Origin of the sequence: Salmonella enterica subsp. arizonae, assembly GCF_008692845.1 — a bacterium.
GTDB classification, from domain to species: Bacteria; Pseudomonadota; Gammaproteobacteria; order Enterobacterales; family Enterobacteriaceae; genus Salmonella; species Salmonella arizonae.
Window position 1 is genome coordinate 41,168 of record NZ_VXJW01000017.1, and the last position, 23,827, is coordinate 64,994.

Annotated in this window: 20 protein-coding genes and 1 pseudogene; 13 read left to right on the forward strand and 8 right to left on the reverse strand. The window is 52.7% G+C overall.

The window, feature by feature from the left end; translation table 11 throughout:
• Window positions 1–42: 42 nt before the first annotated feature.
• The 5 genes from mnmE to rpmH all read right to left on the reverse strand — a co-directional run bounded on the left by mnmE (window position 43) and on the right by rpmH (window position 3,897).
• Window positions 43–1,407, reverse strand: a complete 1,365-nt coding sequence (gene mnmE, locus F4V61_RS20570) for a tRNA uridine-5-carboxymethylaminomethyl(34) synthesis GTPase MnmE (RefSeq protein ID WP_000019088.1) — start codon at window positions 1,405–1,407, stop codon at window positions 43–45.
• 103 nt (window positions 1,408–1,510) lie between these two features.
• Window positions 1,511–3,157 carry a membrane protein insertase YidC gene (yidC, locus tag F4V61_RS20575; protein ID WP_000378274.1) on the reverse strand — a complete coding sequence of 549 codons (1,647 nt, stop codon included), beginning with the start codon at window positions 3,155–3,157 and terminating at the stop codon, window positions 1,511–1,513.
• A 2-nt stretch (window positions 3,158–3,159) separates the two neighbouring features.
• Entirely contained in the window at window positions 3,160–3,417 is a 258-nt protein-coding gene (gene yidD, locus F4V61_RS20580; protein ID WP_024132079.1) for a membrane protein insertion efficiency factor YidD, read from the reverse strand.
• Window positions 3,381–3,740: a ribonuclease P protein component gene (rnpA, locus tag F4V61_RS20585; RefSeq protein ID WP_012210778.1), complete on the reverse strand. Its 360-nt coding sequence runs from the start codon at window positions 3,738–3,740 to the stop codon at window positions 3,381–3,383. The genes yidD and rnpA overlap by 37 nt, the downstream gene beginning before the upstream one ends.
• A 16-nt stretch (window positions 3,741–3,756) precedes the next feature.
• The gene (rpmH, locus tag F4V61_RS20590) at window positions 3,757–3,897 is read right to left on the reverse strand and encodes a 50S ribosomal protein L34 (RefSeq protein ID WP_000831330.1); all 141 of its coding nucleotides are present in this window, start codon (window positions 3,895–3,897) and stop codon (window positions 3,757–3,759) included.
• 662 nt (window positions 3,898–4,559) lie between these two features.
• On the opposite strand from rpmH, the gene dnaA reads away from it, so the two are divergent.
• The 5 genes from dnaA (at window position 4,560) to yidA (ending at window position 11,747) form a co-directional block, all read left to right on the forward strand.
• The gene (gene dnaA, locus F4V61_RS20595) at window positions 4,560–5,957 is read left to right on the forward strand and encodes a chromosomal replication initiator protein DnaA (protein ID WP_024132081.1); all 1,398 of its coding nucleotides are present in this window, start codon (window positions 4,560–4,562) and stop codon (window positions 5,955–5,957) included.
• A 4-nt stretch (window positions 5,958–5,961) separates the two neighbouring features.
• Complete coding sequence (gene dnaN, locus F4V61_RS20600) at window positions 5,962–7,062, forward strand: DNA polymerase III subunit beta (RefSeq protein ID WP_000673474.1); 1,101 nt, start codon at window positions 5,962–5,964, stop codon at window positions 7,060–7,062.
• Between the two features lie 138 nt (window positions 7,063–7,200).
• Window positions 7,201–8,274 (forward strand): DNA replication/repair protein RecF, encoded by a 1,074-nt coding sequence (gene recF / locus F4V61_RS20605; protein WP_079782217.1) that lies wholly within the window; start codon window positions 7,201–7,203, stop codon window positions 8,272–8,274.
• A gap of 28 nt (window positions 8,275–8,302) precedes the next feature.
• A complete protein-coding gene (gene gyrB, locus F4V61_RS20610; protein WP_080161289.1) occupies window positions 8,303–10,717 on the forward strand; it encodes a DNA topoisomerase (ATP-hydrolyzing) subunit B in 2,415 nt (804 codons plus the stop codon).
• 208 nt (window positions 10,718–10,925) lie between these two features.
• Window positions 10,926–11,747: a sugar-phosphatase gene (yidA, locus tag F4V61_RS20615; protein WP_000985566.1), complete on the forward strand. Its 822-nt coding sequence runs from the start codon at window positions 10,926–10,928 to the stop codon at window positions 11,745–11,747.
• Window positions 11,748–11,924: 177 nt separating this feature from the next.
• Here the strand turns inward: yidA and F4V61_RS22555 are convergent.
• Window positions 11,925–12,263: pseudogene (locus tag F4V61_RS22555) on the reverse strand (IS3 family transposase); the annotation flags it as partial.
• On the opposite strand from F4V61_RS22555, the gene F4V61_RS22710 reads away from it, so the two are divergent.
• Both F4V61_RS22710 and F4V61_RS20630 read left to right on the forward strand, forming a co-directional pair.
• Window positions 12,244–12,450 (forward strand): hypothetical protein, encoded by a 207-nt coding sequence (locus tag F4V61_RS22710; RefSeq protein ID WP_001112242.1) that lies wholly within the window; start codon window positions 12,244–12,246, stop codon window positions 12,448–12,450. The pseudogene F4V61_RS22555 and the gene F4V61_RS22710 sit on opposite strands and share 20 nt — an antisense overlap.
• A 2-nt stretch (window positions 12,451–12,452) precedes the next feature.
• Window positions 12,453–12,854, forward strand: coding sequence for a hypothetical protein (locus tag F4V61_RS20630; RefSeq protein ID WP_080161290.1), 402 nt, complete (start codon window positions 12,453–12,455; stop codon window positions 12,852–12,854).
• Between the two features lie 246 nt (window positions 12,855–13,100).
• On the opposite strand, the gene torS is transcribed toward F4V61_RS20630, so the two are convergent.
• On the reverse strand, window positions 13,101–15,839 hold the full coding sequence (gene torS, locus F4V61_RS20635) for a TMAO reductase system sensor histidine kinase/response regulator TorS (protein ID WP_038397359.1): 2,739 nt from the start codon (window positions 15,837–15,839) through the stop codon (window positions 13,101–13,103).
• Between the two features lie 79 nt (window positions 15,840–15,918).
• Between torS and torT the strand changes: the two genes are divergently transcribed.
• Window positions 15,919–16,959 (forward strand): TMAO reductase system periplasmic protein TorT, encoded by a 1,041-nt coding sequence (gene torT, locus F4V61_RS20640; protein ID WP_001202032.1) that lies wholly within the window; start codon window positions 15,919–15,921, stop codon window positions 16,957–16,959.
• Here torT and torR read toward each other — a convergent pair.
• Window positions 16,932–17,624 (reverse strand): two-component system response regulator TorR, encoded by a 693-nt coding sequence (torR, locus tag F4V61_RS20645; RefSeq protein ID WP_024132082.1) that lies wholly within the window; start codon window positions 17,622–17,624, stop codon window positions 16,932–16,934. The genes torT and torR overlap by 28 nt on opposite strands.
• Window positions 17,625–17,753: 129 nt before the next feature.
• Between torR and torC the strand changes: the two genes are divergently transcribed.
• From torC to F4V61_RS20670, 5 genes are all read left to right on the forward strand, one after another.
• Window positions 17,754–18,938, forward strand: a complete 1,185-nt coding sequence (torC, locus tag F4V61_RS20650) for a pentaheme c-type cytochrome TorC (protein WP_038397360.1) — start codon at window positions 17,754–17,756, stop codon at window positions 18,936–18,938.
• Entirely contained in the window at window positions 18,928–21,480 is a 2,553-nt protein-coding gene (gene torA / locus F4V61_RS20655; protein ID WP_080161291.1) for a trimethylamine-N-oxide reductase TorA, read from the forward strand. The genes torC and torA overlap by 11 nt, the downstream gene beginning before the upstream one ends.
• On the forward strand, window positions 21,473–22,105 hold the full coding sequence (gene torD, locus F4V61_RS20660) for a molecular chaperone TorD (RefSeq protein ID WP_000595426.1): 633 nt from the start codon (window positions 21,473–21,475) through the stop codon (window positions 22,103–22,105). Before torA ends, torD begins: the two co-directional genes overlap by 8 nt.
• A 189-nt stretch (window positions 22,106–22,294) precedes the next feature.
• A complete protein-coding gene (locus F4V61_RS20665; RefSeq protein ID WP_000724459.1) occupies window positions 22,295–23,695 on the forward strand; it encodes a cytochrome-c peroxidase in 1,401 nt (466 codons plus the stop codon).
• 5 nt (window positions 23,696–23,700) lie between these two features.
• Window positions 23,701–23,827 (forward strand): ATP-binding cassette domain-containing protein (locus F4V61_RS20670; protein WP_139814972.1); only part of this gene is annotated, 127 nt, incomplete at its 3' end.

The window sequence follows — 23,827 nt, forward strand, 5'->3', positions numbered from 1 at the left end:
TAGGCCGGATAAGACGTCAGCCGCCATCCGGCACTATCCATGTTATTTACCAATACAAAAACTGGAGAAAATTCGTCCCAGCAGATCGTCGGAAGTAAACTCGCCGGTAATTTCGCTTAAGCTTTGCTGCGCCAGGCGTAGCTCTTCCGCCAGAAGCTCCCCCGCCCATGCGCCCAGCAGTTGCGCTTTGCCCTGTTCAAGATGCTCAGCGGCTTCCGCCAGCGCCTGTAGGTGACGGCGGCGGGCAAGAAAGCCACCTTCCATATTGGTATCAAACCCCATGCTCTGCTTGAGATGATTGCGCAGAACGTCGACGCCTTCGCCGGTACGTGCCGAGAGTCGCACCAGTGAGTGACCATTTACTTCACTAATACCCAGCATCTCGCCAGTGATATCCGCTTTGTTACGTACCACGGTAATCGGCAAATTTTTGGGCAGACGGGCGATAAAGTCCGGCCAGATGTCGCCAGGGTCAACGGCGTCCGTCGTGGTGCCATCCACCATAAACAGTACGCGGTCGGCCTGTTCAATCTCTTGCCAGGCGCGTTCGATGCCGATACGCTCTACTTCGTCGCTGGCGTCGCGCAGACCGGCGGTGTCGATAACATGCAGCGGCATTCCGTCGATGTGGATATGCTCGCGCAGCACGTCGCGGGTGGTACCGGCAATGTCAGTCACAATCGCCGCTTCACGGCCCGCCAGCGCGTTGAGTAGGCTGGATTTCCCGGCGTTCGGGCGTCCGGCGATCACGACCTTCATCCCTTCACGCAGTAGGCTGCCCTGGCGCGCTTCGGCGCGGACGGCATCGAGATCGGCTATTACGCCATTTAGCTGCGCTTCGATTTTGCCGTCAGAGAGAAAGTCTATCTCCTCATCCGGAAAATCGATAGCCGCTTCGACGTAGATTCGCAGGTGAGTAAGTGCTTCCACCAGATGGTTAACGCGGGCAGAAAATGCCCCCTGTAACGAGTTTAGCGCCGAACGTGCCGCCTGTTCGGAACTGGCATCGATCAGGTCGGCAATGGCTTCCGCCTGTGCTAAATCGAGCTTATCGTTGAGGAACGCTCGCTCAGAGAACTCGCCCGGTCGGGCGATCCGCACGCCTGGAATCGTCAGGATGCGCTTTAACAGCAGGTCGAGGATCACCGGTCCGCCGTGCCCTTGCAGCTCCAGCACATCTTCGCCGGTGAAGGAGTTCGGGCCGGGGAACCACAGCGCGATACCTTGATCCAGCGTGGCGCCGTCAGCATCTTTGAACGGCAGATAATCGGCGTAGCGTGGTTTGGGCAGCTTGCCCAGCACCGTCTGAGCGACCTTTTTAGCATTCAAACCGGAAATACGCAGGATACCGACGCCACCGCGTCCCGGTGGGGTAGCCTGGGCGACGATAGTGTCGTTATGGCTCATGATAAATCTCGTTATATCGCAATAAAAAAGGCGGTCATCTGACCGCCCTGTCATTACTGTTCTGATTGCCGGGTGGCGCGACGCTTACCCGGCCTACACCGAATCAGGAGTTTTTCTTCTCGCGGCTATGCAGGCCACGCTTCTCCAGACCACGGTAAATCAGTTGTTGCTGAATGATGGTTACCAGGTTGCTGACGATATAGTACAGCACCAGACCTGACGGGAACCACAGGAAGAACACCGTAAAGATGACCGGCATAAAGGTCATGATCTTCTGCTGCATCGGGTCGGTCACAGTGGTCGGCGACATCTTCTGAATGAAGAACATCGTTACGCCCATCAGGATCGGCAGGATGTAGTACGGGTCCTGTGCGGACAGGTCATGAATCCACAGTGCGAACGGCGCATGACGCAGTTCAATGGAGCCCATCAGCATGTAGTACAACGCCAGGAAGATTGGCATCTGGATGATCAGCGGGAAGCAACCGCCCAACGGGTTAACCTTCTCCGCTTTGTACAGGGCCATCATTTCCTGGCTTTGGCGCTGTTTATCATCGCCAAGACGTTCGCGCATCGCCTGAATCTTCGGCTGCAGCATACGCATCTTCGCCATTGATGTGTACTGCGCTTTGGTCAGCGGGTACATGATACCGCGAACGATAAAGGTAATGATGATAATGGAGAAGCCCCAGTTGCCCACGAAGCTGTGGATCCACTTCAGCAGCTTGAATAACGGCTGAGAAATGAACCACAACCAGCCGTAGTCCACGGTCAAATCCAGGTGCGGTGCAACAGCCGCCATTTTATCCTGAATTTCCGGGCCGACCCACAGGGTGCTGGTCATCGCGCCAGTCTGGCCCGGCTGTACCAGTACCGGCTGCGCTTTATAGCCGATAGCGACAATGCCGTTGCCCAGATTGGCGGTGTAGAAATTGTTGGTGCCGTCGTTACGCGGAATCCATGCGGTAGCGAAATACTGCTGCAACATTGCCACCCAACCGCCTTTGGAGCTGACGTTCAGGTTTTCGTTATCGGCAATGGTGTCGAATTTGTATTTCTCATACTTCTCATCCGGCGTGGAGTATGCCGCGCCGCGGAACGTATGCAGCGCAAAGTTGCTGCTGCCTGTGTCGCGATGAGGAGGCAGGTTGATGGATTGCTTTAACTGACCAAAGGTGGAGATTTCCAGCGGTTTTTCACCAGTGTTCTGCACGCTATAGTTCACGTTAACCGCATAATCGCCACGCTTAAAGACGAATGTTTTGGTAAACGTGTTGCCTGCGGCGTCAGTATAAGTCATCGGAACCTGCAGTTCGTTCTGACCGTCGGCCAGTACAAACGCGTCTTTCTCAACGTTGTACAGCGGACGCGGGCCGTTCGCCGGGTTATCCGGACCGTCGCGGCCTGTCAGACCGCTTTGCGCCTGATAGATAAACTGCGGGGTGGTTTCCAGCAACTGGAACGGTTCGCTGGAGCCCAGTTCTTTCGGGTAAGCCGGGAGCAAAGCCTGTTCGACATCACCACCACGGGTGTTGATGGTCAAATCAAGCACATCGGTTTTCACCGTAATCAGTTTCCCCTGGCCACTGGCTGGTACGCCCTGGTCGGCGGCGCTACCCGCTGCGGTGGTCGTTGTCTGCGTGGTCTGTTGAGTCTGAGGTTGCGGATTTTTATCCTGCTCCCAGGCTTGCCAGATCATGAAAGACACGAACAGCAAAGCGATGACTAAAAGATTGCGTTGCGAATCCATCGTTAGTGTTCTCTGGTATCAAATGGTCCGGGCGGGACGGGATCGTCACCACCAGGGTGTAAAGGGTGGCATTTTAATACGCGTTTCACCGTCAACCAACTGCCTTTTATCACTCCAAACCTGCGCAATGCCTCAATTCCGTAGCTTGAGCACGTTGGAGTGAAACGACAATGCGGCCCAAGCAGCGGACTGATCAGGCGTTGATAGACCCGAATAAGGACTATCAGGACCCGCGAGCCAGGCGACAGTGGCGGCGCCATAATTTTTCCAACGCTTCCGAGAGAGCACGGTTATCGAGGTCGGCAACCCCTTTTTTCGCCACCACCACGAAATCCATTGCAGGAAGTTCATGCTGGCGCTGACGGAAGCTTTCACGCGTCAGACGTTTAATCCGGTTGCGTTCATGCGCGCGTCGAACATTTTTCTTGGCGACGGTAAGACCGATACGGGGATGCCCCAGCGAATTCAGGCGGCCGAGGATGGTAATTTGCGGCGTGCCAGCCCGTTGAGGTTGCTGGAAGACGAATGTGAAATGAGCGGGAGTTAACAAACGTAACTCCCTGGGAAATGCGAGCTTAACCACTCAGGGGTTAGCTTTATTACTTGGAAACGGTCAGACGAGCGCGGCCTTTAGCACGACGACGTGCCAGAACCTGACGACCATTTTTAGTAGCCATACGAGCACGGAAGCCGTGAGAACGGTTGCGCTTCAGTACAGACGGTTGAAAAGTGCGTTTCATGGCGATTTCTACCTAAACTTGAATAAATTCACTGACTTTTGCGTATACCCGAACAAACTTTGAACGACTTACGCCACAGTGTGGGTGATTAAAGAGGCCGGATTGTAATAATTGTACACTCCGGAGTCAATTCTCTTTCCTTAATTTTCCCGCGATTTTCCACGTCTTTTTGTGCGGAATATAAGCAGCGTTGACGCCATATGACGGGCATTGCGCGACGGGTGGAGAATTATACGGACTGCCAGGTAAAGCGCAAGGATCGCCATGGATCTTTATGCGATCTTTTAGGTGTCTGGTCACCTTTACGTATTAATTTTTTCAATATACGCGCGAAAGCGTACAGGAGTTCCCCGGGATCGATTACACTTATCCATTCCCGGGAAGTCCTGTGGATAAATCGGGAAGAATCTGTGAGAAACAGAAGATCTCTTGCTCAGTTTAGGCTATGATCCGCGGTCCTGATCGTTTCAAACGATCCTGGTCAGGCATGAACACGAAATCTTTCAGAGCGCGTGAAGTCGCGATCATTTGAAAGATCCCGTGAAAACCGCAGATAGCGGTTCGTGCGTCACCCTTCATGCAGGGTCTTATCGACGTGCGCCAACAATCATTAATGTATCAGCCTTTGTCATTTATCGACTTTTGTTCGAGTGGAGTCCGCCGTGTCACTTTCGCTTTGGCAGCAGTGTCTTGCCCGATTGCAGGATGAGTTACCAGCCACAGAATTCAGCATGTGGATACGCCCGTTGCAGGCGGAACTGAGCGATAACACGCTGGCTTTGTATGCGCCAAACCGTTTTGTGCTCGATTGGGTAAGAGATAAGTACCTCAATAATATCAATGGATTACTTAATACATTCTGCGGCGCGGATGCCCCGCAACTGCGTTTTGAAGTGGGAACAAAGCCTGTTACGCAAACGCTAAAAACACCAGTACATAACATTGTCGCGCCTGCGCAGACAACGATGGCGCAGCAGCGTGTAGCGCCTGCGGCCCGTCCGGGTTGGGATAATGTGCCGGCGCCCGCGGAGCCAACTTATCGCTCCAATGTTAACGTTAAACATACGTTTGATAACTTCGTCGAAGGTAAATCCAACCAACTGGCGCGCGCGGCGGCGCGTCAGGTGGCGGATAATCCTGGCGGCGCTTATAACCCGTTATTCCTCTACGGCGGCACCGGTCTGGGTAAAACTCACCTGCTGCACGCGGTGGGTAACGGCATTATGGCGCGCAAGCCTAACGCGAAAGTGGTGTATATGCACTCCGAACGCTTTGTGCAGGACATGGTAAAAGCTCTGCAAAACAACGCCATCGAAGAGTTTAAGCGCTACTACCGTTCCGTTGACGCATTGCTGATCGACGATATTCAATTCTTCGCCAATAAAGAACGATCGCAGGAAGAGTTTTTCCACACCTTTAACGCTCTGCTGGAAGGCAATCAGCAGATTATTTTGACGTCGGATCGTTATCCGAAGGAGATCAACGGCGTTGAGGATCGTCTCAAATCCCGTTTTGGCTGGGGACTGACTGTGGCGATCGAACCGCCAGAACTGGAAACCCGCGTGGCGATCCTGATGAAAAAAGCGGACGAGAACGATATTCGTCTGCCGGGCGAGGTGGCGTTCTTTATTGCCAAGCGATTACGCTCTAACGTGCGTGAGCTGGAAGGGGCGCTGAACCGTGTAATCGCCAATGCCAACTTTACCGGCCGGGCGATTACTATCGACTTTGTGCGCGAAGCGTTGCGCGATTTGCTGGCGTTGCAGGAAAAACTGGTCACCATCGACAATATTCAGAAGACGGTGGCGGAGTATTACAAAATCAAAATTGCGGATCTGCTTTCTAAGCGCCGATCCCGCTCGGTAGCACGTCCGCGCCAGATGGCTATGGCGCTGGCAAAAGAGCTCACCAACCACAGTCTGCCGGAAATCGGCGATGCGTTTGGCGGGCGCGACCATACTACCGTACTTCATGCCTGTCGCAAAATTGAGCAACTGCGTGAAGAAAGCCACGATATCAAAGAAGATTTTTCGAATTTAATCAGAACATTGTCGTCGTGATCCTATGAAATTTACCGTTGAACGTGAACATTTATTAAAACCGCTTCAGCAGGTCAGCGGCCCGCTGGGCGGTCGTCCTACGCTGCCGATTCTCGGTAACCTGCTCCTCCAGGTAGCAGACGGTACGCTTTCTCTGACCGGCACCGATCTTGAAATGGAGATGGTCGCGCGCGTTACGCTTTCTCAGCCGCATGAGCCTGGCGCCACTACCGTACCGGCGCGGAAATTCTTTGATATCTGCCGTGGCCTCCCGGAGGGCGCGGAGATTGCCGTTCAGTTGGAAGGCGATCGGATGCTGGTGCGTTCTGGTCGTAGCCGCTTCTCGCTCTCTACACTGCCCGCCGCCGACTTCCCGAATCTGGACGACTGGCAGAGCGAAGTGGAATTCACGTTGCCGCAGGCCACAATGAAGCGTCTGATTGAAGCGACTCAGTTTTCTATGGCCCATCAGGATGTACGCTACTACTTAAACGGTATGCTGTTTGAAACGGAAGGTAGCGAACTGCGTACTGTCGCGACCGACGGCCACCGTCTGGCGGTTTGCTCAATGCCGCTGGAAGCGTCTTTACCCAGCCACTCGGTGATTGTGCCGCGTAAGGGCGTGATTGAACTGATGCGTATGCTCGACGGCGGCGAAAACCCGCTGCGCGTGCAGATCGGCAGCAATAACATCCGCGCGCATGTTGGCGATTTTATCTTTACCTCGAAGCTGGTGGATGGTCGCTTCCCGGATTACCGTCGCGTACTGCCGAAGAACCCGGATAAACATCTGGAAGCAGGCTGCGATATTCTCAAGCAGGCTTTCGCTCGCGCGGCAATTCTCTCTAATGAGAAATTCCGCGGCGTGCGTCTGTATGTCAGTGAGAATCAGCTCAAAATCACCGCCAATAACCCGGAACAGGAAGAGGCGGAAGAGATTCTGGACGTGAGCTACGGCGGGACGGAGATGGAAATCGGCTTTAACGTCAGTTACGTGCTGGACGTGCTTAATGCGCTGAAGTGCGAAACCGTGCGCATTATGCTGACCGACTCTGTGTCCAGCGTACAAATTGAAGATGCCGCCTCACAGTCGGCTGCTTATGTTGTTATGCCTATGCGCTTGTAAAGAATATCAGGCTATCTTACTTGTTATTCTGTCTCCGGGCAGTGCTCGCAATCCTCACGTACTCCAGTACGCTCCGGTTGCTGGGCGCTAGCCGTAACCAGACTAACTGCGACGATAACGCCCTGGCTATGAGTTGATATGTCACTATCCCGACTGCTAATCAAGGATTTCCGCAATATTGAAAACGCGGATCTTGCCTTATCCCCTGGCTTTAACTTCCTGGTTGGCGCTAACGGCAGCGGAAAAACCAGCGTGCTGGAAGCTATCTATACACTAGGCCACGGTCGGGCGTTTCGCAGTTTGCAGCCTGGCCGCGTGATTCGTCATGAGCAGGAAGCGTTTGTGCTCCACGGGCGTTTGCAAGGGGAGGAGCGTGAGACGTCGATTGGGCTAACCAAAGATAAGCAGGGCGACAGCAAAGTGCGCATTGACGGCACCGACGGTCACAAGGTTGCGGAGCTGGCGCATTTAATGCCGATGCAATTGATTACGCCGGAGGGGTTTACTTTACTCAACGGCGGACCCAAATACAGAAGAGCGTTCCTTGACTGGGGATGCTTTCACAACGAAGCCGGATTCTTCACAGCCTGGAGCAACCTGAAACGGTTGCTGAAGCAGCGTAATGCCGCACTGCGCCAGGTCAGCCGTTATGAGCAACTACGCCCGTGGGATAAAGAGCTGATCCCGCTGGCGGAACAAATCAGTACCTGGCGGGCAGAGTACAGTAGCGCTATCGCACAGGACATGGCGGATACCTGTCAGCAGTTTTTACCTGAATTTTCCCTGACGTTCTCTTTCCAGCGTGGTTGGGAGAAAGAGACAGACTATGCGGACGTGCTGGAGCGAAGCTTTGAGCGTGACCGTATATTGACCTACACCGCGCATGGGCCGCATAAAGCGGACTTTCGCATTCGCGCTGACGGCGCGCCGGTGGAAGATACCCTGTCGCGCGGGCAGCTAAAGTTGTTGATGTGCGCCTTACGTCTGGCGCAGGGCGAGTTCCTGACCCGCGAAAGCGGGCGGCGTTGCCTGTACCTGATAGATGATTTTGCCTCTGAACTTGACGATGCGCGCCGCGGGCTGCTGGCCAGCCGCTTAAAAGCGACACAATCGCAGGTCTTTGTCAGCGCAATCAGCGCTGAACACGTTCTGGACATGTCGGATAAAAATTCGAAGATGTTCAGCGTAGAAAAAGGTAAAATAACGGATTAACCCAAGATTAAATGAGCGAGAAACGTTGATGTCGAATTCTTATGACTCCTCCAGTATCAAAGTCCTGAAAGGGCTGGATGCGGTGCGTAAGCGCCCGGGTATGTATATCGGCGACACGGATGACGGCACCGGTCTGCACCACATGGTATTCGAGGTGGTAGATAACGCTATCGACGAAGCGCTCGCAGGTCATTGTAAAGATATCGTCGTGACCATCCACGCCGATAACTCCGTGTCCGTAACGGATGATGGCCGTGGCATCCCTACCGGGATTCACCCGGAAGAAGGCGTCTCGGCGGCGGAAGTGATCATGACCGTTCTGCACGCGGGCGGTAAATTTGACGATAACTCCTATAAAGTTTCCGGTGGTCTGCACGGCGTGGGCGTTTCGGTCGTCAATGCCCTGTCGCAGAAGCTGGAACTGGTTATCCAGCGCGATGGCAAAATCCACCGTCAGCTCTACGAACATGGCGTACCGCAGGCACCGCTGGCCATCACTGGCGATACCGATAAAACTGGCACGATGGTACGTTTCTGGCCGAGCCACGAAACCTTCACCAACGTCACTGAATTTGAATATGAGATCCTGGCGAAACGCCTGCGTGAACTGTCATTCCTGAACTCTGGCGTCTCCATCCGCCTGCGCGACAAGCGCGACGGCAAAGAAGATCATTTCCACTACGAAGGCGGCATCAAGGCGTTTGTTGAATATCTGAACAAGAATAAAACGCCGATCCACCCGAATATCTTCTACTTCTCCACCGAAAAAGACGGTATCGGCGTCGAAGTGGCGTTGCAGTGGAACGACGGTTTCCAGGAAAACATCTACTGCTTTACCAACAACATTCCGCAGCGCGACGGCGGTACCCACCTGGCAGGCTTCCGTGCGGCGATGACCCGTACTCTGAACGCCTACATGGACAAAGAAGGCTACAGCAAAAAAGCCAAAGTCAGCGCCACTGGCGACGATGCCCGTGAAGGCCTGATTGCGGTTGTTTCCGTGAAGGTGCCGGACCCGAAATTTTCCTCGCAGACCAAAGACAAGCTGGTCTCTTCCGAGGTGAAATCGGCAGTGGAACAGCAGATGAACGAACTGCTGAGTGAATACCTGCTGGAAAATCCGTCCGACGCCAAAATCGTGGTTGGTAAAATTATTGATGCCGCTCGTGCCCGTGAAGCGGCGCGTCGCGCCCGTGAAATGACCCGTCGTAAAGGCGCGCTCGACTTAGCCGGTCTGCCGGGCAAGCTGGCCGACTGCCAGGAACGCGACCCGGCGCTGTCTGAACTGTACCTGGTGGAAGGGGACTCCGCGGGCGGATCTGCAAAGCAGGGGCGTAACCGTAAGAACCAGGCGATTCTGCCGCTGAAAGGTAAAATCCTCAACGTTGAGAAAGCGCGTTTCGACAAGATGCTCTCTTCCCAGGAAGTAGCGACGCTGATTACCGCGCTGGGCTGCGGCATCGGTCGCGACGAGTACAACCCGGACAAACTGCGTTATCACAGTATCATCATCATGACCGATGCGGACGTCGATGGTTCACACATCCGTACTCTGCTGCTGACCTTCTTCTACCGTCAAATGCCGGAAATCGTGGAACGTGGTCACGTCTACATTGCCCAGCCGCCGCTGTACAAAGTGAAGAAAGGCAAGCAGGAACAGTATATCAAAGACGATGAAGCGATGGATCAGTATCAGATTTCTATCGCTCTGGATGGCGCAACGCTGCATACCAACGCCAGCGCGCCGGCGCTGTCCGGCGAAGCGTTAGAAAAACTGGTATCTGAATACAACGCTGCGCAGAAAATGATTGGTCGTATGGAGCGCCGCTTCCCGAAAGCGCTGCTAAAAGAGCTGGTGTATCAGCCAACTCTGACCGAAGCCGATCTTTCTAATGAGCAGACCGTAACACGCTGGGTGAATGCGCTGATTACCGAGCTGAATGAGAAAGAGCAGCACGGTAGCCAGTGGAAGTTTGATGTTTATACCAATGCGGAACAGAATCTGTTCGAGCCAATCGTTCGCGTGCGCACGCACGGCGTGGATACCGATTATCCGTTGGACCACGAGTTTGTGACCAGCGCGGAATACCGTCGTATTTGCCAGCTTGGCGAGAAGTTGCGCGGCCTGATTGAAGAGGACGCGTTTATCGAACGCGGAGAGCGTCGTCAGCCGGTAGCCAGCTTCGAGCAGGCGCTGGAGTGGCTGGTGAAAGAGTCGCGTCGCGGTCTGGCTATCCAGCGTTATAAAGGTCTGGGTGAAATGAACCCGGATCAACTGTGGGAAACCACAATGGACCCGGAAAGCCGCCGTATGCTGCGCGTGACTGTCAAAGATGCGATTGCCGCTGACCAGTTGTTCACCACGCTGATGGGCGACGCCGTTGAACCGCGTCGTGCCTTTATCGAAGAGAACGCCCTGAAAGCGGCGAATATCGATATTTAATCAGCTTGTAGGCAGGATAAGGCGTTAGCCGCCATCCGGCAGGGTACTGCGTTGCGCCTGATGACGCTTTGCTTATCAGGCCTACAGTCATCTACAACCGATAGACAAAAGGGGAATCGCGATTCCCCTTTTTATCCCCCTTTTCACTGCTGTTTTTTGAGCCGAATCGCGTTAGCATGGGTCAGTACTCATTTCATCCGGGGAACTCATGGCTATTAAACTTATTGCTATCGACATGGATGGCACCCTTCTGCTGCCCGATCACACCATTTCGCCTGCCGTTAAAAACGCGATTGCCGCAGCCCGCGAAAAAGGGGTGAACGTTGTGCTGACCACGGGGCGTCCGTATGCGGGCGTTCACAGCTATCTTAAAGAACTTCATATGGAACAACCCGGCGACTACTGTATCACCTACAATGGCGCTCTGGTGCAGAAAGCCGGTGATGGCAGTACGGTGGCGCAAACGGCGCTGAGCTATGACGATTATTGTTTCCTTGAGCAGCTATCCCGCGAAGTGGGGTCTCACTTCCACGCGCTGGATCGCAACACGCTCTATACTGCCAACCGTGATATCAGCTACTACACCGTACATGAATCCTATGTCGCGACCATTCCGCTGGTGTTCTGCGAGGCAGAGAAAATGGACCCGGCGACGCAGTTCCTGAAAGTCATGATGATTGATGAACCCGCCATCCTTGATAAGGCGATCGCGCGCATCCCGGCGGAAGTAAAAGAGAAGTACACCGTGCTGAAAAGCGCGCCGTACTTCCTTGAAATCCTCGATAAACGCGTCAATAAAGGTACTGGCGTAAAATCACTGGCCGACGCGCTGGGTATCAAGCCGGAAGAGGTGATGGCGATTGGCGATCAGGAAAATGACATTGCGATGATTGAGTTTGCCGGCATGGGCGTGGCGATGGACAACGCCATTCCATCGGTAAAAGAGGTTGCCAACTTTGTCACCAAATCAAATCTGGAAGATGGCGTTGCCTGGGCTATCGAAAAATTTGTGCTTAACCCCGACCACTAATCCGGCTATTTTCCCGCCCGGATAAGGCGTAGCCGCCATCGGGCAAATACGCGCTTAATGGCCCGCACTTGCTGCGGGTTTTTTTATGTCTTTCGTTTACGTCTTATAACGTTCTCATAACCAATTGTCGTTTTTGTGATCTAAATTGTAGTACAACACAACTACATTATTGACATGGTACAAATAACACAGGCCAAATCCCCAGTTGCGCTGACTGTCAGTGATGCGGAACAGCCATTCGGCAATTGAGGTCATTTTCTGCATTCAGTTGAGGCTGATAGCGATAGCAACTTTCGCTGACTAAAAACAGCTTACAGGCAAAACGCATGCTGACGTTTCGACTTCTGACCGCGTGCTGTGTCAGCGGCTTTCGACGCGATGGCGTCACCACTTTTTTGCCACGGCCTTCTGAATGATTTCGGCTTTAAAACACTCCTCAGCATACATTTTTTTGCCGCCAAAACGTGAACGCCACTTATAGAAACTGGCATTGCTCATGCCATGTTCACGACATACAAAAGAATTTTCTTTTGAAAATGCTACTGACGCTCAAATTATAACTGCGGTGCAAGATTATAAGTACGCGCATGTAGAAACAAAATTTGCTAACTCCCCCACTCTTTGGTCTGGGTTGAAGGATAGAGTCGTAAGTGAGAAAAGCAAATTATTGGATTTGGCTCAATATAATTATGAGGTTGAGTAATTATGAGGTTTATTAATTTTGTTGGCGTGACTATCTTTGTAATGTCTTTTTCTACATTCTCACAAAATGGGAGTGAATATAGTAAAGAGTACACTGATTGTATATTTAAGACAGTAAATAACCCTATGTCAACGCAGTGCATTGACGCAGAAATAAATGCACAGGACAAGTCAATAGATTCATTCATTGGTAAGCATGGCGATATAACCTCTCCAGAGGATGGTAATATTGTAGAACTTAAGTTATTTACTGATAACCAGCGTAAATACATCGATGGGAAATGTGACTTATGGCTGAAGACTGGAGGGCAAAACGGAATGCTTTTAAATAAACAGTGCGTTTTGGATGAAACAATTTCGCTTAAAAAGTTGTTGTCTGACTTTGTTAGTTCTGTTGATGGTTAATTAAATCATGTGGAGGATCTTCTTGAGATCCTCCATGGAACGTTGTAATCCTTTGCTCTGTAAACGAAAAAAACCGCAGGAATACAGGTTGGTTCGGTTTCGTCGAGCAGCAAACTTGCCAAAACCGGGCGGTAACTGATCTTCACAGGAACTTTTACTACCAGTTGCCTGGGGTCTTGCGTAATCCCTTTACAGGCGTCAATTTTATCTCCATACAACTGGCAGGTTAGTCCGGGGTCGTTGAGCTTATCCCTCTTTGAAACCGGACGATATCCATGCGTCGAGCGCCGTCACTCCCTGCGTCACGATAGTTTTAATATCTATATCACTAAGCGGCTGCATTTCCAGCTCCCGACAGGCATCGGTCGCCTGAGTCATCCCCAGGCTGGCGCAGCCGCTTTTTAATTTATGCGCCAGCCGCTTAATGTTAACGTCGTCATTCATGGCTCGCGCCGCCTCGATCTCCTCGACTAAAGGCAGCACGCTTTCTTTGAATAACGCGACCCATTGCCGGAGTTTTTCCGGGCCGACAGACGCCATATCGCTGGCAAGCTGATGTTCATTCAGCATCGCCTGCGCGTTGTGAGATTTACCCTGTAAATAGTGCGCTATCATGCGGTAAAGCTCCTCTCGGGGAACGGGCTTTTGAATAATCCCACAGAAAAGACCGGCGGTACGCTGACGGAGATTGTCGTCTATCACATGCGCGCTAAAACCAATGCGTTTCATGGCGGGATACTGACTCATCAACTGCTGCGCCAGGGTTAAGCCGTCATAATCCGGTAAATCAAAATCCACCAGCGCGACATCAAAGGACTCGCCTTCGGTTAAACAGCGTAGCGCGTCATTCGCGCTTTCGGCAAGCGAGACCTTCACGCCTTTGCTCGTGAGCATTTCAGCGGTAATACGCTGCGTTAGCGTATTATCTTCAATCAGCAACAGGCGTAGTCCGTTAAGATTTATCGGTTCCCTAAGCGCGTTTTTATTCGCGGGTTTGGGGTGGCGAACCGGCAACTGTAAACGAAAACAACTGCCAACATGAAGCATACTGGTGACGGTTAGCGTCCCGCCCATCGCCTCCGCCAGGCTCGCGCTAATAGCCAGCCCCAGCCCCGTCCCGCCCCGGCGTCCTGTCACCTGCACAAACGGCTTAAAAATATCCGTCAGCTTCGCTTCCGGGATACCGCATCCGCTATCTTCAACCTCAATGAACCAGCTCTGATCATTGCAAAACGTGCGCAGCACAATATTGCCGCGTTCGGTAAATTTCGCCGCGTTACTTAAAAGATTAATCACAATCTGGCGTATTCGGCGCGGATCGCCTTGCAGCGTTGAGGGGAGTTGGTTGCTAAAATCGGCGATGAGCGCCACCTGAACGCGGCTGTGCATTAAATGCAGCGCGCTATTCAACAATTGTCGCGGTTCAAATGGCTCTTCGCTAATGGAGACGTTGGTTCCGCCTACTTCAATCGCCGAGTAATCAAGAATATCGTTAAGGATCGCCAGTAGCGACTCGCCTGAATCATTAATGGCCTGTAAATCGTCGCGATAATTTGCCATTAGCGGTTTATCGGCCAGTAATTGTACCGTACCGAGAATACCGTAAAGCGGCGTGCGAATTTCATGGCTCATGGCGGCAAGGAACGTCGATTTCGCCTCGTTGGCCTTTTCCGCTTCGGCACGCGCCTGCCGGTGTTCCAGCACCAGCGCATGAAGCTCCGCCGTTTGTGACCGCACCTGCTCCGCCAGATCTTCACGATGATGGTTCAATTTGCGCACGTTGGCGCGAAATGCCTCCATCAGACGGCTGATGGTATCAAGTTCGCTGACGCCAGCCGCCTCCGGGAACGGTGAGTCAATATCCCCCTCCAGTAACCGTTGTAAGGCCTGCGTTTGTTGCGCCAGCGGGCGGGATACGGAGCGGTAAACCACTCGCCAAAGAATAAAGCTTAATGAGCATAGCGCCAGGATGCCTAAGATCACTAACCCTATTTGCCCACGCTGACTGGCGTGTTTAAGACGCGCTAACCCAGCCTCGTTACGCTTTTCGATGGCGTTTACCAATTGCGACACTTCTGTACTGAAGCGGGTAAACTGGAAGAGGTTATTTTCCATTAGCGTTTGAAGCTGCTCGCGGATGGCATTTTCCTTACGGAACAGGGTAACTAGCGTGGAGTACTGGTTTATTTTCTCCAGCGCGTCGGCGATTTGGGCGCGAACGGTAGGGTCTTCTATACGTTGCTGGCGGCGGGATAAAATTTTAACCAGTTGATTAAGTTTTTCATCGATCTCATCGGCATCGCTCAGCCCTTGCGCGTCTTTTAAGGTCCCAATGAGCTGCTTAAACCGCAGAGCGTTAACCCGCAGCTCATTCATCTGATTCACATACTCAAGGTCGATATCAATCAGCCGGTCAAGCGCGCGTTCAGCCTGATCCCCTTTACCGCTTTCGATAAGATCGTAAATACCGGCCTGGGTGGCGCCCGCTGATGTCGATGCATTATTGGCCTGGCCGTGGGCCTGGGCGGCAATGCTTTCCGCTGCCTCCGCAATCTGGCGGCTTAACTGCTGTTGCTGTGCGCGCAGCGTGAGAATTTCACCGACCAGAGTTCCCTGCTGCCCAAGCGTTTGCGCTATCTCTTTTTCTTGCCGGGCAATGGCCGAGGTATTAAATCCCTGCTCGCTTAATGCCTGCAATATATGGTTAATTTTGAGGCTTTGCGCTTTCAGCATCTTCCCTTGGGCAAGCCAGACGCCCTCACTGTCGGCATTGGTCAGATTTTGCGCGGAAAAGAGCTCATAAGCGCTGGCTTCGCTTAACTGCCTGGCCATATTCATTGTGGGGATCAGCGCTTGCGTATTGGTCTGCTCCACCTGACTAATGATGCGCAGGCTTATCCAGCCGATCACGGTGCTGAGTAGGGTGAGCGCCGCCATCAGGGCGAGGGCCAGCCATAATCTGCGGGTCAGTGAAGGCGTTGACATTTATGCGCCGCGGGTGAAATGGGTTGAGTTGCCGCCAGAAAAACCATTAGGATAAAACCTTGTCAGTAGTGGGGCTACCATGCGCGCGCTTATTTCGTTCTTTTTTTTGATAATCATTGTCTCGAATGTAGAAACGGCGTTAGCCGGAACCGGGCTATTGCACTGGACGCGCGCCGATCGGGCGATTCCCTGGCGACAAACGGCAATTAGTGCGATTAAACCCTGGAAACTGTGTGCATTATACCCCAGCCTGAAAGATTCTTACTGGCTGTCCGTCAACTACGGGATGCAAAAAGCGGCCAAATTTTATGGTGTTGATTTAAAAGTGCTGGAAGCGAACGGCTATCGGCAACTGGCGACACAACAACAGCAAATGATGCAGTGCCGGGAGTGGGGCGCCGACGCGATTCTGTTGGGGAGTAGCACCGATCGTTTTCCGGAGCTGGAACGGTATGCCGGTAATGTGCCGGTTATTGAACTGGTGAATATGATTCACGATGCCAGTGTCGCAACCCGTGTCGGTCTGCCGTGGTTTCAGATGGGCTATCTGCCGGGACGCTTTCTGGCGCAGTGGAGCAAAGGAAAAACGCTTAACGTTTTACTCTTTCCGGGGCCGGATGAAGCCGGCGGCAGTCAGGAGATGGTAGCGGGTTTTCGTCAGGCGATTAAAGGCAGCGCAATTAACATTGTGGATATCGCCTGGGGCGATAACGACATTGAAGTACAGCGAAACTTACTCCAGGAGATGCTGGAGCGCCATCCCGACGCCAATGTAATCGCCGGGTCGGCGATAGCGGCGGAGGCGGCGATGGGCGAAGGGCGAAATTCGACGACCCCGCTCACGACCGTCTCATTTTATCTGACGCATCAGGTCTATCGCGGTTTAAAACGCGGCCATGTCCTGATGGCGCTCAGCGATCAGATGGCCTGGCAGGGAGAATTAGCGATAGCGCAGTCGATTAAGGTTTTACAGGGGCAACCGGTGCCTGAAAATATCAGCCCGCCGGTGCTTATTTTGACGCATAAAAATGCCAACAGCGCACACGTTCGTCGATCGCTATCACCGCCGGGATTTCGGCCCGTCTATCTGTATCAATACACCTCCGAGGCTAAAAAGTAGCCTTCGCCATGCTGCGTGACCAGCAGTTCCGGCGTAATTTTATGGCGTAAGCGGCGAACCAATACATCAATCGTGCGGAGATCCGGCGTCTCTACGCGGCGGGCGGAAAGCATCCGCAGCAGGCGTTCACGATGCAGCACTTTGCCTGGATTGGTCACAAAGGCCAGCAGCAGCTCGTACTCCGCGCGCGTAAGCTTAATGGTTTCACCGTTATGCTCCAGCGTGTGGTTCATCACGTTCAGACAGTAACCGGAAAACACGTAGCAGTTTTCATTGGCGCTTTGCGGCGTTGGGCGGGCCAGATCGATGCGCCACAAAAGATTTTTCACCCGCACCACCAACTCACGCAGCTCCAGCGGCTTGGTGACGTAGTCGTCTGCGCCCATCTCCAGCCCGACGATACGGTCGATTTGGTCGCAACGCCCCGTCACCAGAATAATGCCCACAGTGGAGCGTTCGCGTAGCGATCTGGTCAGCATCAACCCGTTTTCATCGGGGAGATTGATATCCAGCAGAATCAGCGAAACGTGCTCATGCTCCATGATGTCGCGCAGGCCCGCGCCGCTGGCGGTCACAGAAACACGATACCCCTCCTGCTCAAAATAGGCCTGTAATCTGGCTTGGGTAACAGGTTCATCCTCAACAATAACAATGTGATGTGGCATCCTGTGCGCGATCTCTTTCTGTTCATATCTGTTCATATATTGCCGTATCCCGTTCATTCTGACCAGTGACGCTGTTCATATTTGCGGAATAAGATCTGTGCGTTAAACCATATAATTACAGGGGCTATTATGCGAAAACTCTGGAGAGCGTTACTCAGGCCAAGCGCCCGTTGGTCGATACTGGCGCTGGTCATTGTCGGGATGGTGATCGGCGTTGCGCTGATTGTTTTACCTCACGTCGGTATCAAACTGACCAGTACGACAGAGTTTTGCGTCAGTTGCCATAGTATGCAGCCGGTGTATCAGGAATATAAACAGTCCGTACATTTCCAGAACGCTTCCGGGGTGCGCGCGGAATGCCACGACTGCCATATTCCCCCCGATATCCCAGGCATGGTGAAACGTAAGCTGGAAGCCAGCAACGATCTTTACCAGACATTTATCGCCCACTCGATTGATACCCCTGAAAAATTTGAAGCCAAACGCGCCGAGCTTGCCGAGCGTGAATGGGCGCGCATGAAAGAGAATAACTCCGCAACCTGCCGCTCCTGTCATAACTACGATGCGATGGATCACGCGAAACAGAACCCGGAAGCGGCGCGGCAAATGAAAATCGCCGCGAAAGAAAACCAATCCTGCATTGACTGCCATAAAGGGATTGCCCATCAGCTACCGGATATGAGCAGCGGTTTCCGCAAACAGTTTGAAGAACTACGCGCCAGCGCCAGTACGCATAACGATGGCGATACGCTCTATTCGCTGGATATCAAACCGATTTACGCCGCCAAAGGCGATAAAGAATCGGCAGGCTCGCTGTTACCTGCTTCCGAAGTGAAAGTCCTTAAACGGGACGGTGACTGGCTGCAGGTGCAAATCGAAGGCTGGACGGAGACGAACGGTCGCCAGCGCGTGCTGACGCAGTTGCCCGGTAAACGTATTTTTGTCGCCTCGATTCGCGGCGATGTGCAACAACATGTGAAAACGCTGGAAGAAACCACCGTCGCGGCGACCAATACTAAGTGGAGCAAATTACAGGCAACCGCGTGGATGCAAAAAGGCGACATGGTAAACGATATTAAACCGATTTGGGCCTACGCCGACTCGCTCTATAACGGCACCTGTAATCAGTGTCATGGCGCGCCGGACAAAGCGCACTTCGACGCTAACGGCTGGATCGGCACGCTCAACGGCATGATCGGCTTCACCAGTCTGGATAAGCGTGAAGAACGTACCTTGTTGAAATATCTCCAGATGAATGCGTCAGATACCACCAACACGCCGCACAGCGATAAGGGAGAACACAATGAAAAATAAGGACACGTTACACGTCTCTCGTCGACGTTTTCTGGCGCAGCTCGGCGGTCTGACGGTGGCGGGAATGCTGGGGCCGTCACTACTGACGCCCCGTAGCGCCCGCGCAGCGGATGCCGCGACGTCAGGCGCCGCGGCGAAAGAGGGTATCCTTACCGGTTCTCACTGGGGGGCGATTCGCGCCACGGTGGTCGACGGTCGATTTGTGGCGGCAAAACCGTTTGAACAGGATAAATATCCGTCCAAAATGATCGCCGGTTTGCCCGATCACGTCCACAATGCGGCGCGTATTCGCTATCCGATGGTGCGTGTCGACTGGATGCGCAAAGGCTATCAAAGCGACACCTCGCAGCGCGGCGATAACCGTTTTGTGCGAGTCTCCTGGGATGAGGCGCTGGATCTGTTCTATCAGGAGCTGGAGCGGGTACAGAAAACCTATGGGCCGAGCGCGTTACTGACGGCAAGCGGCTGGCAATCTACCGGCATGTTCCATAACGCCTCCGGGATGCTGGCGCGCGCGATTGCGCTGCATGGCAATAGCGTCAGCACGGGGGGAGACTATTCGACCGGCGCGGCGCAAGTGATTCTGCCGCGCGTGGTCGGTTCAATGGAAGTGTATGAACAGCAAACTTCATGGCCTCTTGTTTTGCAGAACAGTAAAACGATTGTGCTGTGGGGCTCCGATATGGTGAAAAACCAGCAGGCGAACTGGTGGTGCCCGGATCACGATGTCTATCAGTACTATGAGCAATTTAAAGAGAAGGTCGCCAGCGGCGCTATTTCGGTCATCAGCATCGACCCGGTCGTCACCTCCACGCACGATTATCTGGGGCGCGATAAGGTCAAACATATCGCCATTAACCCGCAGACGGATGTTCCGCTACAACTGGCGTTGGCGCACACCCTGTACAGCGAGAAACTATACGATAAAAACTTCCTCGATAACTACTGCGTCGGTTTTGACCAGTTCCTCCCCTATTTGCTGGGCGAGAAAGATGGACAGCCCAAAGATGCCGTCTGGGCGGAAAAACTGTGTGGTATTGACGCCGACACCATCCGCGCGCTGGCGCGGCAGATGGCGGGCGACAGAACGCAGATCATCGCCGGCTGGTGCGTACAGCGTATGCAGCATGGCGAACAGTGGTCATGGATGGTCGTCGTGCTGGCGGCAATGCTGGGACAGATTGGTTTGCCGGGCGGCGGCTTTGGCTTTGGCTGGCACTACAACGGCGCTGGCACGCCCAGCCGTAAGGGCATTATTTTAAGCGGCTTCTCTGGTTCGACGACCGTTCCGCCAGTACACGACAGCACGGATTACAAAGGCTACAGCAGCACCATTCCTATCGCGCGTTTTATGGATGCCATCCTTGAACCCGGTAAGGTCATTAACTGGAACGGAAAATCGGTTAAATTACCGCCGCTGAAGATGTGCGTTTTCGCCGGAACCAACCCGTTCCACCGACATCAACAAATTAACCGCATTATTGAGGGGTGGCGCAAGCTGGAAACGGTGATCGCTATTGATAACCAGTGGACGTCGACCTGTCGTTTTGCGGATATCGTTTTACCAGCGACCACCCAGTTTGAGCGGAACGACCTCGATCAGTTCGGCAACCACTCCAACCGCGGCATTATCGCCATGAAACAGGTGGTGGCGCCGCAGTTTGAAGCGCGTAACGACTTTGATATTTTCCGCGATCTCTGCCGACGCTTTAACCGTGAAGCGGCGTTCACGGAAGGTCTCGATGAAATAGGCTGGCTGAAACGTATCTGGCAGGAAGGGAGCCAGCAGGGGAAAGGTCGCGGTATCCACTTACCGACTTTCGAGGTGTTCTGGAATCAGCAGGAGTACATTGAGTTTGATCATCCGCAGGTGTTTGTACGCCATCAGGCTTTCCGTGAAGATCCGGACCTGGAGCCGTTGGGCACGCCAAGCGGCTTGATCGAGATTTACTCCAAAACGATCGCCGACATGAAATACGACGATTGTCAGGGCCATCCTATGTGGTTCGAAAAAATCGAGCGCTCGCATGGCGGGCCAGGATCGCAGCGCTGGCCGTTGCACTTACAATCCGTCCACCCTGATTTCCGTTTGCATTCCCAACTGTGCGAGTCGAGAACTCTGCGCCAGCAATATGCCGTTGGCGGCAAGGAGCCGGTCTTTATTAATCCACAGGATGCCAGAGCGCGCGGGATCCGTAACGGTGATATTGTGCGGGTATTCAATGCACGCGGGCAGGTACTGGCGGGGGCGGTAGTTTCCGATCGCTATGCGCCGGGCGTGGCGCGAATTCATGAAGGCGCCTGGTACGATCCTGATAAAGGCGGCGAAATTAATGCGCTTTGTAAATACGGCAACCCTAACGTATTAACACTGGATATTGGTACATCGCAACTTGCACAGGCGACCAGCGCGCATACGACGCTGGTGGAAATTGAAAAATATACCGGCCATCTTGATAACGTCACGGCATTTAACGGTCCGGTAGAGATGGTCGCGCAGTGTGAATATGTACCCGCATCGCAGGGGAATCAACATGATTAAGCAGCCAGCGCTAGCTCAGGAACAGTATGCCTGCGTATACGCATGGCTGGCGTTACTCTTTTTCCGGGAAGTGGATGATGAAGGGTTAATGCAACTACAGTCCGCGGAGATCGCGGACTGGCTGGCGCTATTAAAGCGCCAGCCCGCTCTGACGGCGTCGGTGGCGCAACTCGAACAAAAAATTGCCGCGCTCCGTCAGCGCCAGGATGCGCAGCTAGAGCTGGCCGCAGATTTTTGCGGTTTATTTCTGATGACGGATAAAAAATCAGCGTTGCCCTACGCCTCGCAGTACCTGCAAAAGGAACCCGGCATGATTAAACATTTATTGCTTGAAGCCGGGATGGACGTCAACGACGGTTTTAAAGAGCCAACCGATCATCTGGCGATTTATCTGGAATTACTCAGTCATTTACATTTTTCGTTAGGTGAATCGTTCCAACAACGGAGAATGAATAAATTACGCCAGAAAACATTGTCGTCATTACTGGAATGGCTTCCGGAATTTACAAATAATTGCGTTAAGCATGATCCTTATGGTTTTTATGCTGCGTTAAGTCAATTATTATTAGCTATCGTTCGTTTTGATGACGGAGAAGAGGATTTCCCCATTGTTGCTGCTGGATAAATTTGGTGATGTGCATCGCAAAATGAATCTTACGATAGCCGGGGGTTATCATATCTATAGGTTGAGCCAATTGTAATTATTGATACCAATCAATATCCACGATGGGTTTGTATTTAGTATTGACGGGCCTCATGAGTAAAAAAATAAAATTTAATTAATCATGCCGCAATACCCCATAAGGATAGTGATATGAAAAAAATTACCCTCTATGCGACAACGGTTATCACCGTTGGGCTGTTATGTTATTTAGGTTTGTCCGGGTATGTATGGTTTCATGACAAACAGCGTAGTAAAAAAAACGATGTGCAGGCCTCTGTTGTGGGAGAAAATAACAAAATACTTGGTTATTTCAGGGAGAAAGGATGTGATTATTGTCATACGCCTTCCGCTGAATTGCCTTTTTATTCCTCTTTTCCGGTAGCAAAGCAGCTAATGGATTACGACATCCAGCTCGGCTACAAATCGTTTAACCTGGAGGCGGTACGGGCCGCCCTGATCGCTGATACGCCTGTGCCGCAAAGCGAACTGAATAAAATTGAATGGGTTATGCAACATCAGACTATGCCGCCAACCCGCTATGTCGCACTGCACTGGGCGGGGGGCGTCAGCGATAAAGAGCGCACTGACATCCTGAACTGGATAGCCGATCAGCGTGAGCGTAACTATGCCAGCGCCGACACCGACGCAGCGCACCGGAATGAACCCGTTCAGCCTATTCCGCGCAATATTCCCGTCGATGCGAAAAAAGTCGACTTAGGTTTCCGTCTTTATCATGATGAACGTTTATCCGGCGACAGCACAATATCCTGTGCGCATTGTCACGCGTTAAATGCGGGCGGCGTCGATGGCAGAAAAACTTCAATTGGCGTTGGCGGTGCGGTAGGACCAATAAATGCGCCAACGGTGTTCAATTCCGTATTTAATATCGAACAATTCTGGGATGGTCGTGCTGCAACCCTGCAGGCTCAAGCAGGCGGACCGCCATTAAATCCCATCGAAATGGCATCTAAATCCTGGGATGAAATTATTAGCAAACTTGATAAAGATCCTGTCCTGAAAAAAGATTTCCAGGCGGTTTATCCGCAAGGATTTACCGGGGAAAATATTACCGATGCAATCGCTGAGTTTGAAAAAACGCTGATAACACCGGATTCCGCCTTTGATAAATGGTTACGTGGAGATGAAAATGCGCTGACTGCGCAACAGAAACACGGTTATCAATTATTTAAAGAGAATAAATGTGCGACCTGTCACGGCGGTATCATTTTAGGCGGACGCTCTTTTGAACCATTGGGATTAAAGCGAGACTTTAATTTTGGCGAAATTACCGCAGCGGATATTGGTCGTATGAACGTAACCAAAGAGGTTCGCGATAAATTACGGCAAAAAGTCCCTGGCTTACGCAACGTCGCGCTCACGGCGCCTTATTTCCACCGGGGCGACGTACCGACGCTGGATGGCGCGGTAAAACTGATGTTGCGTTATCAGGTTGGCGCCGATCTGCCGCAAAATGATATTGATGATATCGTCGCCTTCCTGGAAAGCCTGACCGGTGTTTATACGCCCTATCAACCTGAATATGTGCAATGACGATGATGCTTGAAGCCAGAGAACTGCACTGCGAGCGGGACGAGAGGACGCTGTTTCGCGGGCTGTCGTTCACCGTGGACGCCGGGGAGTGGGTGCAAATCACCGGCGGCAACGGCGCGGGGAAAACCACCC